A 14,015-nucleotide genomic window follows, 5' to 3' on the forward strand; every position below is an offset into this window, starting at 1 on the left:
GGACAGAAAGAAACAAAAGAGAAGCCGCAAGGCAAGAGAAAAGAAAGGAAGATGAAAAATGGAAAAGGCAATTAAGATGAACACGGTTCTGAACGAGGAGCAGCTGGACATAGTGAACGGCGGCGCAGTACCATTCGCCGCAGGGGCAGTCATCGCAGCATTGACGACAGTAGCCAAGAGCTGGGACAATACGGCCAAGGAGCTCAGGAATCTGGTACACTCCTTCGAGTATGAGAAGATGAGCAACTTCGGCAAGGAAAAGGCCATTGGCAAGATACTGGCCAACAGCGTAGGCTTCTCGGCAGCCTGCACCGGCTCCATCACTCCGGCAGGGATGGCGGCAATGCAGGTGAAGTACCGCACGGTGGGTGTCTGCGCAACCGTCCGGGAATTCGTGGAAAAGAAATTCTAACAAAGCTGAAAAAGGAAAGGAGAGATAAAAATGAATGAACTCATGATGAATAACAAGCTCGCTGACGCGCAGCTGGAGAATGTGGCAGGCGGAGTAAGCGCTGAGGCTATCCTGGATGGAGTGAAGAAGGTCATCGCCATGGGAGCATCGGGAATGGAGTCCATCCAAAAGCTGGTAGACTCGCACGAATACCGCAGGATGAGCAACCTGGGGAAGGAAAGGGCCATTGGCAAGCTGCTGGCAGATAACCCGATCTTCTGCACCACCATCCTGGCCCAGACCACAATCGCCGGACTGTCAGCCCTGCAGATCAAATTCCGCACCGTAGGCGTGAACCGGGGCACAAGGGAATTTATTGAACGCGAAGTAGCATGCAAGTGATGGCAGAGCTGAAAAACCCCCTTGGAGTTATCTCCAGGGGGGCTTTTTGGTGCGCTGCAGCCTGGCATAAAAAGTCATTGTTCAGGCATGAGGTGGTAGGCAGGGGGCTGGTGGCGTGATAAAATAAAGTATCAGCCTAGGGCGTGTTGATTAATTCACTAAGCCCATCTTCACGTATCTTGACTGTCCCTGCTGCGTTGACAAATCCTCGACATAGCACCGCTATGCCTCCGGTTTGTCGCCTTGCAATGGACAGCCAATCTACGCAAATCTGGGCCAAGTTCATTTAATCAACACGCCCTAAAATCTTCCTGAGAAAGACAGAATAGGGCCTATAGGGACTGGCTGGCGGGAGAAGATTATTGATGGAGGTGCTGCATGATGATGGATTTCAAGCGCAAGGCGTGCCTGTGGGTAGTGGCGGCTTTGCTGGCGGCAGGGGTGCCAGCCGGGGTGCAGGCGGCACAGTTTGCGCCCATGACGGCAGTGGAGCAGGCCGCTGCGGAGCGCGGTGACTACCGCGGCTATTACTGGAGATTGGACGAGGCGGACAAGGATAAGCTGCCCCGCAATTTTCGTCTGGCAGACGGGGAGTTCAAGGAGATGCCTGCCGAAAAGGGCGGCCCTGACCTGTTGTCCTCTCCATCCCGTGAGGGGCTGGACAGACTGCACATCTCCGGCAGCGCAGAGTTCTCCCGGGGGGAATGGAACCGGCTCTGGAAGCTCCTGCGGCAGAAGGCCCAAGGTCCCGTCTATGTGGTGGACCTGAGGCAGGAGTCCCACGGCTATTTCAATGGGGCTGCCGTCAGCTGGCGCGGCAAGCGCAACTGGGGCAATTTGGGCAAATCCCGGCGTGAGGTGCTGCGGGACGAGCAGAAACGGCTGACAGAGGCCCGGGGACAGAAGCTGCAGGTGGCGAAGAAGAAGGAAAGCGAAACCATGCTCATGGAAGTCAGGGAGGTCCAGAGTGAAAAGGAACTGGTGGAGCAGAGTGGCGCCCGCTACTTCCGCCTGACGGATACTGACCATGTGTGGCCTGCAGCGGAAAATATCGACAGGTTCATAGATTTTGTCAGGAAAATGCCCGCGGATGCCTGGCTCCATTTCCACTGCCGGGCAGGCAAAGGCAGGACCACCAGCTATATGGCCATGTATGACATGATGAAAAACCCCCAGGTGCCCTGCGAGGACATCATCTCCCGCCAGTACCTGCTGGGGGGAGCCTATCTGGCCTTCGAGCTGCAGAACCCCAAGCCCAGCCAGTGGCGGGCCGGCTATTATCATGAGAAGACCTTGATGATCAGGAAATTCTATCAGTATGTGCAGGAGAATCACCAGAGCAATTTCAAGGTGAAATGGTCAAAGTGGCTGAAAGCCAACGGGAATAATTGAATGGCGTTGAAAGGACAGGAGAGCCCAGGCCCTCCTGTTTTTGCTGTGAAGCCTCCTTTTCGGCAGCTGACTTGCTCCCCTCTATGAGGGGATTTTTTTATTAGGAAATTTTCACAAATCTAATATAAATTTAACAAACTTATAGTACCATGAGTGAGAGCGATTATTGAGAAAGGGGAGATGCAATATGATGAAAAAGATTTTCTTGTGGCTGGGGACGGCGCTGGTGAAGACAATCTCTATCTGCAGCAATCGTCGTGTCATCTGCCGGCAGGAGGAACTGCCTGCAGATGATATGAAGTGGGAGGACGCACCCCAGGAGCTCAGGCAGTGGATATTGGCAGCCTGTGCCATCAACAGGAAGGCGCTGGGGCTGGACCCCCATAAGCTGGGGGGCTTTGCGGGGAGAACCTTTTGGGGGCGGTGCTGGACACGGTCCGGGCTGGCTGATATGTGGGATATATACAGCCGTCGGGACCTCATCGAGACGATTCAGGATATGATTGAGGACAAGCTGGTGTGGCAGGCCCTGCGGGTGCTGCAGCTGGCAGGCACTGGCTATGTGGCGGGGTATCTCACCATGAGGGAGGCCCTGAATGTCTCCGTGGCTGCAGGACTGCGCCTGCAGAAGCTGACCCGCAGCTGGGAGGGGCTGGCCAAGGCTTACCTGCGTTCCTATGACCAGCAGATGGATAATGACTGGGGGCTGGAGGAAAGGCAGGAAGCCTATGTCAGGCTCAAGGCCGCCAATGATATCTATACCGTGCCCTTTGATATGAAGCTGGAGAAGAGCTGGTAATTTCCTTAGCAGATGTAGTTTAGATGCAGAAAAGGGGTAAGACAATGGCAAAGAGATTTCAGCCGCAGGTGCATGAGGCAGTGGAGCTTATCTGGAACCAGTACGACAAGGAGTGCGGACTGAAGGGGCAGGCCATGCTCCGGGAGGCCGCCGAAGGCGGGGATATGGACGCCTGGGCTATCCTGGCCCGCACCTATATGGGAGTCACCGCCGTGGGGGAAATGAACGGGCTGGGCTTCGTGGCAGATGACGAGAAGGTGCATGAGTGCCTGCTGAAAAGCATCAAGGGCGGCAGCGCCATAGGCGTGCTCTGCGCCATAGCCGACAAGGGCTTGCACCCTACGGAGCATGAGGCCATGCTGGAGAAATGGGAAAGCCCCGAAAAGGTCATCGAGGCGATGCAGGAATACACCGGCAAGGGAGGGGAGCCTTTGGCTTCCTATCTGCTGGGCATAGCTTACGACTACGGCAGCGTGTCCTTCCTGAGGGGCAGCCAGGAGGGGGAGCTGGAGCTCCTGCAGACGGCCCTGCCCTATCTGGAAGAGGCTGTGCAGGGGGGCTTTGCCTTTGGCATGGACACTTACAAGAAATGCGTGCGCAGCAGCTGCCGCAACGGTGGAGATATGTCCCAGGTGGAGAAGTACCGCCGCTATGAGGACGGCTTCTGCCGGTCAGGCTATCCCCATGCCCTCTGGAGCAGGGCCGAGGACCTTTATGAGGAGGAAAGGTACAGGGATGCTTTCGCCCTTTACGAAAAGGCAGCCAAGGCAGGCCATGAGAATTCCCTTTACAATCTGGGCTATATGTACCGCCATGGCCAGGGAGTGAAGGAAGACCCCAGGAAAGCCTTTGAGGAGTATTTCCTGCCCCTGGCCCTGCAGGGCCATGTGACCTCCATGTATCAGGTGGCGGACCTGTATTTCTGGGGTGATTACTTCGAGCGGGATTTTGACAAGGCTTTTGAGTGGTGCGGGAAGTCTCTGGACAAAATCGCCCAGTGCCACGATTTCTACAACTACGATGTGCTCATGCCTCTCATCTGCTACTGCAAGCTCTACGGCCGCGGTACCAGTATGGCGCAGGAGGCGGCGGCCCGCAGCATTCGGGAGGAAATGACCCGGGAGGAGCAGCAGGAAATGCTGCCGCCCTACAAGCGGGCCTTGCTGCAGTATCTCATGGCAGAGGTCTATGAGCATGGCTATGGCGGGCTGCCCCAGAATGAGAAGCTGGCTGAGCAGTACCGCAGTGCAGCTACGGAGTACAAGGGCTTCCAGATCATGCTGTCCAAGCTGTCCTGGGAGAAAGCCGAGGGGGCGTGGAAAAGCCTGGCCGCAGGCGGCAGTAACAGTATGGACAAGGCCGACACCTTCCGCAGCTGGCAGGACGAGCGCACTGAGAGGGCGGAGGGCAGGCGCCCCTGGAAGCTGTCGCTTGAATGGGAGGATAGCTATGGCGTAAGCTTCTGGCATTATGACAGGGATGAACTGAGGGCGGCGCTGGAGCTTAATAAGCGTGATGTCTATATCAGCGTATTGCTGAACAAAAATTACAAGGGCTGTGACTATCTGGGAGCCAGCTTCGATGGAGAGAAATACTATCTGCAGGCCAAGATCAGCGCTGGCTATACGTACAAGGAAGAAAAGGACCCTGAGGCGGCAGCAGAAGTGCTGGCTGCCTGGGCTGAAGGGAAGGGCCTGGTGGGGGAAGGCTGGCAGAATGACGAGGATGCCCAGCAGAGAAGGCAGTGGAATGACTATCTCCATGAGGCTGATGAGTGCCAGGCAAATGATGATGAAGAAGGGCGCATTGCGGCCCTCAAGGCAGCGGCAGACATTGGCTGCGGCCATGCCATGAACCTTTTGGGCATTATCTGCGGCGATGATTTCAAGACGGCTTCCCAGTGGTTCCTCAATGCCACCACCACCAAAGTCCGGGAGGATGTGGTTTCCGCCTGGTACAGCCTGGGCCGCCTGCACCTGCAGCACCCGGAGGGCAGCGGCTCCCAGGCCATGTACTACCTGCAGAAGGCCGCTGACATGGGAGAGACTGGGGCCTGGGTGCAGCTGGGCATCTGCCACTTGAAGGGCATTGGCACTGTGCAGGATTATGAAAGGGGAGTGGCCTGCTACGAGAAGGGCATTGAGCTGGGGGATTACGAAGCCATGTATGCCCGGGCCATGCTCTGCCAGGACGAGGAAGGGGAGTGGCACGACCCTGACACTGCTATCCGGGTGCTGCAAAGGGCAGCTGCCGAAACCTGCGAGGAAAACCACTATCAGAATGAGGCCCGCCTGCTGCTGGCCAAGGCTCTCATGGCCAAGGATGAGGAGGCCAACTACGACCAAGCCCGGGCACTGGTGCGGCAGGCCGCCGGGGAAGGATGCCTGGAAGCCGTCTGGACCATGTCCCATTTCTACAAGCTGGAGGATAATTTCCGCGCCTACCGCAAGGTCCTGCGGGATCTGGCGGACGATGGCTATGAGCCCGCCCGGGAGGAGCTGGACGAGATGTATGCAACCAGCGAGTGGAGCGAGTGCCTGTAAGCAGGAAGGGAAAGAGTATGGAAACTATCACCATGAAGGCCCAGTTCCTTGGGAAGAAGGGCTTCTTCAGCCGCTTCTTCAGCAAGAACTATTGGGGGCAGGTGGAGCTGCGGCCAGATGGCACCATAAAGATGACGGGATATGACAAGGTCTACAGGGCAAAAGAGTGCGACCAGTTCAGGAATACTTATGATGAAGATGATAAGGTGGCCTATATGGAGGTCAATATGTATGAGGACGAGGAAGACTGCTACCGCTTTGTTCTCTACAGGGAAGATGCCATCGCCTTCTTTGCCTGGCTGATACGGCAGGAGCCGGGCATGTTTGGAGAGCGCACCCTGAGGTCGGAGTATGACAGCTTCCGGGCTCATCTGGAAGGGCCGGTGCTGAATAAGCTGCGGCAGTGGCAGGCAGAAGATGACAAGGTCATCGGCCTTCCCAAAGATGACCTGGTCTGGGAAGAGGTGGATGAGGACTTTCGCAAGTGGATCATCGCCGACTGCGCCCTCATTCACAAGGCCAACCATGACGATATCCACGAACTGGGGGGCGCCTCCCATCTGGATCCCATAGGCCGGGAGTATGGCCGGTGGATTCTGCGGGATTCATGGGAGATAAACAGCCGCCCTGAGCTTATCGAGACCATCCAGGATATGATAGAGGACAAGCTCCTATGGCAGCTCCAGCGCACAATACAGAATGCCAGCTGGGGGTATCTGGCAGGTTTTTTGACTCTGCGGGAGACCCTGAACGTGATCCTCACCGCCGGCCAGCGCCTGCAGAAGGTGACCCGCAGCTGGGAGGGCTTGGGCAAGGGCTATATGCGCTCATACGAGTCCTATCTTGGCTATGACGCCCTCTACGACAGCAGGGCAGCCGCCCTGGAAGAGCTGCTGGAGTCTGAGGACAGCCCCTACAGGCAGGTGCCCTTCGATATGGAGCTTTGCAGGAGCTGGTGAGGAAGCCTCCACGGCACCTTCAAGAAGCATGGATACGGAGTTTTTCCTGTCCTTTTTCTTTGCTTCTATGCTGTTGATTTGTACTGCCCCTGCAGTGGCTGGCGGCGGCGCAATGCTGATGGCGTCTATGTTTGGCATGTTCGGGGTGCCGGTGGCTGCAGTCATGCTCTTTATCGGCATTGAATCCATCATGGATCCAATTTGCACCGCAGGCAACGTGGCAGGAAATGTTTCGTCTTCATTCATTTTGGCACGAATGGAGGGCAAGGTTGACGAGAGCGTTTATAAAGAAAGCTGAACTAGCAAGGGGCTGTTGCACGTAATCAAAACGTGCAGCAGCCCCTTTTTGGCGTGCAGTCCAATTTATGAAACGCCCCTGTATTTACGGGCAATGCGATTGACACCTATAACGTTACAGGTTATAATCAAAACATGATAAAAATATTCAGACATAACGGCCTTACATATATGAAGAAAGGGGGTATTAGCATGAACAGCTATATTGATTCACAAGTCAAGCCGTCCCACCCCGGAGAGGTCTTCAAAGAAGATGTATTGATTCCTTTGGGGATAAGCGTTACCAAGGCAGCAGAACTTCTGGGGGTATCGAGAAAAACCTTATCTGCGTTCATAAACCAGAGGTGCTCTCTAAGCCCGGAACTGGCAATCCGTATTGCTGCTGCAACGAATACTTCGGTGGAAAGCTGGTTGGGAATGCAGTATGCCTTAACGCTATGGGAAACCAAAAAGAATAAGGAAAATATAATTGCGTCTGTTCAAGAGCATTCGCTGGCAGGATGAGTGAGCCAACCTTTTGACCTTGACTGGCCAGTGTTAGTCACTGTGAAGGCTGAAAAATAAGACAGACATTTGAATTGGAACAGGAAAAGAGCATTTTCCTTGCATAAGAATAGGTGGCAGGATATATGAAAATAGGAATCATCGGCGCTATGAAATCGGAAGTGGAGGCTCTCAAGGCCGCCCTGGACACTACTCGCAGGAAGAGCAAGGCTTCAATGGAGTTCTGCGAGGGCAGGCTGGGGGCTGTGGAGGCAGTTGTGGTGCAGTGTGGCATTGGCAAGGTCAATGCGGGCATCTGTGCCCAGATTCTGGTGGATGATTTCCAGGTCACCCATATCATCAACACCGGCGTAGCCGGGGCGCTCAGTGACAAGCTGGAGGTGGGGGATCTGGTGATTTCCCAAGATGCCGTCCAGCACGACTTCACCGTGGAGTCCATCGGTTTCAAGAAGGGGGAGATTCCCTTCACGGGCAAGGTGGCCTTTGAAGCAGATGAGGCCTTGCGGGCTAAGGCTCTCGCCGCCGTCAAGGAAGCCCTGCCGGGCATCAGGGCCATGGAGGGACGGGTCTGCTCCGGCGACCAGTTCATCTCCTCCAAGGAAGCCAAAGACCGCATCATCACCGAGTTTGACGGCACCTGCGCCGAAATGGAAGGCGCCGCCATCGCCCAGGTCTGCCATGCCAACCACCTGCCCTTTGTAATCCTGCGGGCCATCTCCGACAAGGCAGACGGCAGCGCCCATGTGAGTTTCGAGGAATTCCAGAAGGAAGCCGCCAAGAACTCTGCGCGGCTGGTGCAGCATATGCTGGAGAACTGGTAAAGAGCGAAAGGGGCAGATGATATGGCAGGTGAGATTGTGCAGAAAGAAACGAAACTGGCTAATGGCTGGCTGGCCTGGCGTGTTGAGGGACGGATAGATATTTCCAATGCCAAGTCTATTTATGCAAGTGGAGAAAAAATCGTTGAGCGTGAGGATAAGACGGTTCTGGATATGGAGGCTGTGTCATATATTTCCAGCGCGGGACTCCGTGTGCTTTTGGGCCTGTCTAATAAAGCCAAGAGAGAGGGAAAGGAATTTGCGATAGCAAGGGCTGCTGATACGGTGAAGAAGATTCTGATCTATAGTAGGATGAACTTGTTTTTAAATATGCGTCCATCGCTGGATGATCTGTGAGCTTGGCAGATCAGAGACGAGGGGATGAATTATAGAAAACAAGCAACACATAGGCTGTTTTGCGAATGGTTTGCATGGATAAGGGGGTGGAGGGGTGTTAGTTAGCAAACGGCTGAGCTTTAGCGATGATGATTTGGAAACAACAATTGAGGATGTTTGTGAGGTTTTTGAAAAATCTCTGGTATCGGAAGAGGATTGTATAAAGATATGTCTTTTGTTGGAGGAGGCCCTGCTTCGTTGCCAACAACATTTTGGTCAGGATTATCAATACAACCTCCAGATTCAAAAGTGGTTTGGGGTACCTAAAGTCATAATTCGCATAAAAGGTGAGGCATATAACCCCCTTAGTGATGATGACTTTGATGATGATGATATATTGCCGGCACCAATATTAAAAGAACTCATGAATTATGAGCAAGCCAAAACAGTTTATATTTATCGGAATGGCTATAATGAGATCAGTACCTATGCCAGAAAAGCGTGGAAGCCCATAAAAATACCGGGGGGTTCGATTACTATATCGGCGCTGCTGGCTGTAGCCTGTGCTGGCGCCAATAGCATACTGCCCGCAGAATTGCAGGGTGCGGTCATACACGATGCAGCTGAGCCGCTTTTAAAGACGTTGATGGGGCTGATAGTTGCGGTTACTGGGCCCTTCGTCTTTATCTCTATAGTCAATGGGATTTGTCTTATGGAGGATGTAGCTACTTTTAGCAATGTGGGGCTTAGAGTTATACGCCGCTTTTTTATCATTATGTTGTGCATGGCATTGTTTTCGGCTGGAATATGTCAGCTCTTTTTCCCTGTTGTTGCGATAAATGGGGAAAGTAAATTGGCAATATCGGAGTTGTTCCAATTATTTTTAGGGATTTTTCCCCACAATTTTTTTGTTCCCTTTGTCGAGGGAAATATTCTGCAGATAGTATTCATGGCGATACTGACAGGTATCAGTATTTTAACCTTGACTAATGTGGTTCCTAACTTGAAAGTCATTGTCGGTGAGTTGAATAAGCTGATTCTCAAGATGATGGACATTGTTTCCAAAGTTATATATGCGGCTATCTTCCTGAATGTTTTCAAGTCGATTGCTGATAACAGCATGGAAACAATTTTGTTCGTATGGCGGATTGTGGCCGCCAATTATGCATTTTCCATCGGTTTTGGCATGCTTATGCTCATGCATATTGTTTATAAGTATCGTATAAATGTGGCTGATTTTCTGCGTCAGGGAGCGAATGTGTTTCTGGTATCTTTTTCAACTGCCAGCAATACGGCGGCTATGTCGATGAATATAGCCTTTGCCAAAGAGCGCCTGAAAATAGAAGGCAAATTTTGTGATTTTTGGCTGCCATTATCCCATGCCATGTTTTCACCGTCTGCAGCCGCGGCGCTGGTGGCTGGTGTCTTTTATACGGCTTATGATGCACAGCTGCCCTTATCGTTATTTTCGCTGTTTATAACCATTATTCTGGCCTTGCAGCTCAGTATTGCGACACCTCCGGTCCCGGGTGGCATCATGGCTATTTATGCCATTATTTTCAAGAATCTGGGGTTGCCCTTCGATTCTATCGGCATGCTGATGGTTTCCGCTGTCTTTGTGGTGAATGTATCCTCGTTTATGTCCATGTTGGTCAGGGACTGCGAGCTCATTGACATTGCTGGCGAGATAGGGAAACGAGGGGCGTCGTTAAAGGAGTAGAATTTTGCGCTACTGGTTGTGATGAAGGTTTTGGCCTGTACGGCAGGAAATATACTGTTGACAGCGAAGTGAACAGCAAAGATGGCCTTTTGAAGGATATGACGTAAAGCCTGACGGGCTCTAGGAGACTAAGTAATGGGGATTGTTCGATAGAAAGGGAATAAGCTATGGAAAAAATGCTTGTTGACGAATCCACTTCTATTTCGTTGCGCGATATTGACGATGCCTATGTTGAGGCAAAGGCTTAAGGGGGAAGGGGCTTCCGGCTCCTGGCCTGGGGCTGAATCCCCGGCGCGTCTTTATATTGAAGCCAGGATCCGGGATGGAAAAGCTGTGTTTGGCTGTGAATATCGCAGTGACTGCTACAGCGAGGAATTGGCAAGGAGCATGCTGGGCAGCCTGGCTGAAGCCGCCAAGGAGTTCCTGGTCAAAGAGCGCCTGGCGGAGGTTTCCCTTTTGAGCAAGGAAGCTGAGGCGCAGCTTGACCGCTTCAATGAAACAGAAGTTCCTTATAAGGGGCTGTTGCACGTACAATCAAAACGTGCAGCAGTCTCATTTTTATGCAAAAAGATAATCCCGGGACATTCAAGCCCCGGGATTAGGTGTAGAATTTAGGTATGCTAAAACCGAATTCACAGAAAGAGTATACGTCTTTAGGAGAGAATTATCAACTGTTTCTCCCCTTAAATCTTGAATTTCAGGTTAGCAAGGATGACCCCGTCCGCCTGCTTCGCCACAAGCTCAAGGCATGCCAGAAGGTGCAGGACATCATATTCGTCAAGGGAATGGGCAAGCGCAAGACTGCCCTGCAGAAAACAATGGAGCAGCTGGACGAGTTCATTGCCCGGCTCAAAAAATACAATACATACCTGCACATTCTAGGCGACCGCAACAGCTTTGCCAAGACAGACACGGATGCAACCTTCATGCGCATGAAGGAAGATGCCATGAAGAACGGCCAGCTCAAGCCGGCCTACAACATTCAGTGCGGCACGGACTCTGAATTCATCACATGGGCATCGGTCGGTCCCCAGCCTACAGATACAACCACACTCATTCCTTTCCTTCAGGATATGGAGAAACATCTGCAGCGCCGCTATCCCAATGTGGTTGCGGATGCAGGATACGAAAGCGAAGAGAACTACCTCTATCTTGAGACCAACGGGCAGCGCGCCTTCATAAAGCCCAGCAATTATGAGAAGAGCAAGACAAGAAAATGGAAAAAGGATATCGGGCGCAGGGAGAATATGACCTATCTGCCAGAAGAAGATGCCTATTTATGCGCCCAGGGCAGGAAGCTTGCAGCTGCAAAGGAATTCGTACGCAGCAGCCGGACAGGATTCAAAAGAAATATAACCCTTTACAGTTCCGCGGATTGCGGCAACTGCCCGCTGAAGAGCCAGTGCATACACGGAAACCATTGCAAGACACCGCTGGAGGAGAGAACCAAGCACTTTGAAGTATCCAAACAGTTTCTGCGCCAACGTCAGGAAGATTTGGAACGTATAACCTCAAAAGAAGGAGTACAGCTGCGCATAAACCGGAGCATACAGGCAGAGGGTGCATTTGCAATGATGAAGGCGGACATGAATTTCCGAAGGTTCCTGAGCCGCGGCACAGCAAATGTCCTTGTTGAGATCATGCTGGTGGCTATGGCTTACAATATTCAAAAGCTGCACTGCAAAATCCAGTCAGACAGAGCAGGCCAGCACCTGTTCCCTGTGAATAACGCAGCCTGAATACAAAATAAGAGCACAAGAAAAAAGGCGATTTTTAGACCGCTTGGTATCTTGTGCTCATTTTTAGTGGATTTTACAACGAATAGGAACTTTTTATACATCAACAAGGAAAAGGGGCTGTGCATAAGTGGAATTACACTCATGCACAGCCCCTTTGAGGTAGGTGTATGATTTAGAATTTGAACTGGCGCAGGGCCTGCTGCTGCTCTCTGGCCATATTGGACAGGGTCTCGCTGGCGGAGGCGATTTCCTCCGAGGAGGCGGACTGCTGTTCCGTGGCGGCGGAGACGGATTCCATGTGCTGGGAAATGACCTGTCCCTTGGCGTTGATGTCAGCCACAGAGGCGGAGATATTATGGGCGTCGCTGCTGACCAGCTTGATGGCCTTGTCCATGAGGACAGTTTTCTGGGCGCCGTTTTCTACCAGGGCCTGTATCTGCTCAAAGACTTTCTGCAGGTTCTCTACGGACTGGGCGCCTGCCACCACGGCTTCGCAGCCTTCGTTCATGGAGCTGACGGCGCTTTCCGTATCCTGCTGCATGGTGGCGATGAGCTGGGCAATCTTCTCGGCGGCCTGCTCGGACTGCTCGGCCAGTTTCCTGACTTCCTCTGCCACCACCGCAAAGCCGCGGCCCTGGTCGCCTGCCCGGGCGGCTTCGATGGCGGCGTTGAGAGCCAGCAGGTTGGTCTGGTTGGCAATCTCAGAGATGGTGTCCACGATGGCGCCGATTTCACCGGAGCGGGCACCCAGCTTGCCTACGATTTCCGAGGTGGAGCTGACGGTCTTTTCCACCCCGCGGATTTCCTGCACGGACTTTTTCAGCACCTCATAGCCGTGCTCTGCTTCCTCTGCGGCCTGGCGGGAGTTGGCGGAGACTTCTTCGGCATGGGAGCGCATTTCCTGGATGGATTCGTTGACCTTGTCCAGGAGGCTGCTGCTGTCGTTCAGGGAGCTTTCCTGGTCGGTGACCAGATGGGCAGACTCACCTACGGCCTCGGCTGACTGGACGGCGGCCTGGGCGGACTGCATGGAGGCTTCCTTCAGATTGGCGGCAGCAGAGTTGATGTTCTGCACAGTGCCGTAGATGCCCTTCATGTAGGAGGCCATTTTCTCTTCCATCTGCATGAGGGTGCTAGAGAGATGGCCGAACTCGTCCTCTCTCTCCAGAGCGTGGTCACCGGCGCGGAAGTCGCCGTCCCGGAGCTTCTCGCAGACATGGCGCATGGACTCAAGGGCAGAGGTGATGCTGCCGGCGATGACCTGGCTGATGGCCAGCTGCACGGCCAGGGCGATGACGGTGACTGCCAGGATGATTTTGGCGGCCAGGCTGTTGGCATCGGTGCTGGCCTGGTTTTTCACGCTGGCTTCTTCATTGACCTTGTCCTGCTGGCCGTGGATGGCGTCCCTGAGGCCGCGGGTGGCAGGGGAGCCGTCCCTTTCGTAAATGTCCATGGCTTCAGCTGACTGGCCTGCTTCTGCCAGGCTGATGACCTTGTTCATGACGTTCTTGTAGTTGGCCCACTGCTGGTCAATCTCGCTGGTGTTCTCATAGGGGGTGCCCTGCATGGCCTTCTTGTAGGCGGCCAGCTGTTCCTCAAAGCCGTCTTCAGCTTCCTTTTTCTGGCTGATGACCTTCTGCAGTCGGTCGGAGTGGCCCTGGAGCATGACCCCCTGCAGGGTCTTCACCATCATGATGCGGCTCCACTCCACGGCTTTGCCCAGATGCTGCACGCCCTGCATTTCCTGCGTGTACATGCTCTCCATGGCTTCGTCAGCACTGTCCAGGGAGCGGTAGCCCACCAGGCTGATGGCCAGCATGGCCACAGCGGCTATGGCCACGATGAGTATGAGCTTCAGGTTTACCTTCATGTTGTGAATAAGTCCCATCTTAAACTCACTCCTCCTCTTTTCCGGGGGTAGCCTTTGCACACATTTCGATGATGTTCTTATTCGTCCAGACGGGGAAACTTTCCTCTCTGATGGGTAGAGAAAATTTTTTGGGGGGTATAGTTTTTCCCTAGGGGCAGAACTGTCTTTCTGTGCCAGGGCAGAGATTCACAGCTGGCGAGACACTTCGCGGCAGGGGGAAGTTTTGGCAGGGCGGGGGAGGAAAA

14 protein-coding genes are annotated in these 14,015 nt (G+C 53.4%); 13 read left to right on the forward strand and 1 reads right to left on the reverse strand.

The features are described from left to right. Window positions 1-58 precede the first annotated feature (58 nt). From P159_RS0106915 to P159_RS0106980, 13 genes are all read left to right on the forward strand, one after another. On the forward strand, window positions 59-412 hold the full coding sequence (locus tag P159_RS0106915) for a class IIb bacteriocin, lactobin A/cerein 7B family (RefSeq protein ID WP_029542698.1): 354 nt from the start codon (window positions 59-61) through the stop codon (window positions 410-412). A gap of 30 nt (window positions 413-442) precedes the next feature. After that, window positions 443-793 (forward strand): hypothetical protein, encoded by a 351-nt coding sequence (locus P159_RS0106920; RefSeq protein ID WP_029542700.1) that lies wholly within the window; start codon window positions 443-445, stop codon window positions 791-793. A gap of 378 nt (window positions 794-1,171) precedes the next feature. Further along, window positions 1,172-2,185: a hypothetical protein gene (locus P159_RS0106930; protein WP_051650206.1), complete on the forward strand. Its 1,014-nt coding sequence runs from the start codon at window positions 1,172-1,174 to the stop codon at window positions 2,183-2,185. Between the two features lie 187 nt (window positions 2,186-2,372). Beyond that, complete coding sequence (locus P159_RS0106935) at window positions 2,373-2,984, forward strand: DUF1266 domain-containing protein (protein WP_029542704.1); 612 nt, start codon at window positions 2,373-2,375, stop codon at window positions 2,982-2,984. 44 nt (window positions 2,985-3,028) lie between these two features. Further along, window positions 3,029-5,527, forward strand: coding sequence for an SEL1-like repeat protein (locus P159_RS0106940; protein ID WP_029542706.1), 2,499 nt, complete (start codon window positions 3,029-3,031; stop codon window positions 5,525-5,527). Window positions 5,528-5,544: 17 nt separating this feature from the next. Continuing rightward, the gene (locus P159_RS0106945; protein WP_029542708.1) at window positions 5,545-6,486 is read left to right on the forward strand and encodes a DUF1266 domain-containing protein; all 942 of its coding nucleotides are present in this window, start codon (window positions 5,545-5,547) and stop codon (window positions 6,484-6,486) included. Window positions 6,487-6,514: 28 nt separating this feature from the next. After that, a complete protein-coding gene (locus P159_RS0106950; RefSeq protein ID WP_029542710.1) occupies window positions 6,515-6,784 on the forward strand; it encodes a cation:dicarboxylase symporter family transporter in 270 nt (89 codons plus the stop codon). A 191-nt stretch (window positions 6,785-6,975) separates the two neighbouring features. Continuing rightward, entirely contained in the window at window positions 6,976-7,287 is a 312-nt protein-coding gene (locus tag P159_RS0106955; protein WP_029542711.1) for a HigA family addiction module antitoxin, read from the forward strand. A gap of 125 nt (window positions 7,288-7,412) precedes the next feature. Continuing rightward, the gene (locus tag P159_RS0106960) at window positions 7,413-8,108 is read left to right on the forward strand and encodes a 5'-methylthioadenosine/adenosylhomocysteine nucleosidase (RefSeq protein WP_029542713.1); all 696 of its coding nucleotides are present in this window, start codon (window positions 7,413-7,415) and stop codon (window positions 8,106-8,108) included. A gap of 21 nt (window positions 8,109-8,129) precedes the next feature. Continuing rightward, a complete protein-coding gene (locus tag P159_RS19290) occupies window positions 8,130-8,462 on the forward strand; it encodes an STAS domain-containing protein (RefSeq protein ID WP_051650207.1) in 333 nt (110 codons plus the stop codon). Between the two features lie 94 nt (window positions 8,463-8,556). Beyond that, window positions 8,557-10,161, forward strand: a complete 1,605-nt coding sequence (locus P159_RS0106970) for a cation:dicarboxylase symporter family transporter (RefSeq protein ID WP_029542717.1) — start codon at window positions 8,557-8,559, stop codon at window positions 10,159-10,161. A 333-nt stretch (window positions 10,162-10,494) separates the two neighbouring features. Beyond that, the gene (locus P159_RS0106975; protein ID WP_185753655.1) at window positions 10,495-10,776 is read left to right on the forward strand and encodes a hypothetical protein; all 282 of its coding nucleotides are present in this window, start codon (window positions 10,495-10,497) and stop codon (window positions 10,774-10,776) included. 2 nt (window positions 10,777-10,778) lie between these two features. After that, a complete protein-coding gene (locus P159_RS0106980) occupies window positions 10,779-11,900 on the forward strand; it encodes a transposase (RefSeq protein WP_051650208.1) in 1,122 nt (373 codons plus the stop codon). Window positions 11,901-12,072: 172 nt separating this feature from the next. On the opposite strand, the gene P159_RS0106985 is transcribed toward P159_RS0106980, so the two are convergent. Further along, window positions 12,073-13,788, reverse strand: a complete 1,716-nt coding sequence (locus P159_RS0106985) for a methyl-accepting chemotaxis protein (protein ID WP_029542722.1) — start codon at window positions 13,786-13,788, stop codon at window positions 12,073-12,075. Between the last annotated feature and the right edge of the window lie 227 nt (window positions 13,789-14,015).

The organism is Selenomonas sp. AB3002 (assembly GCF_000702545.1).
GTDB classification, from domain to species: Bacteria; Bacillota; Negativicutes; order Selenomonadales; family Selenomonadaceae; genus Selenomonas_B; species Selenomonas_B ruminantium_A.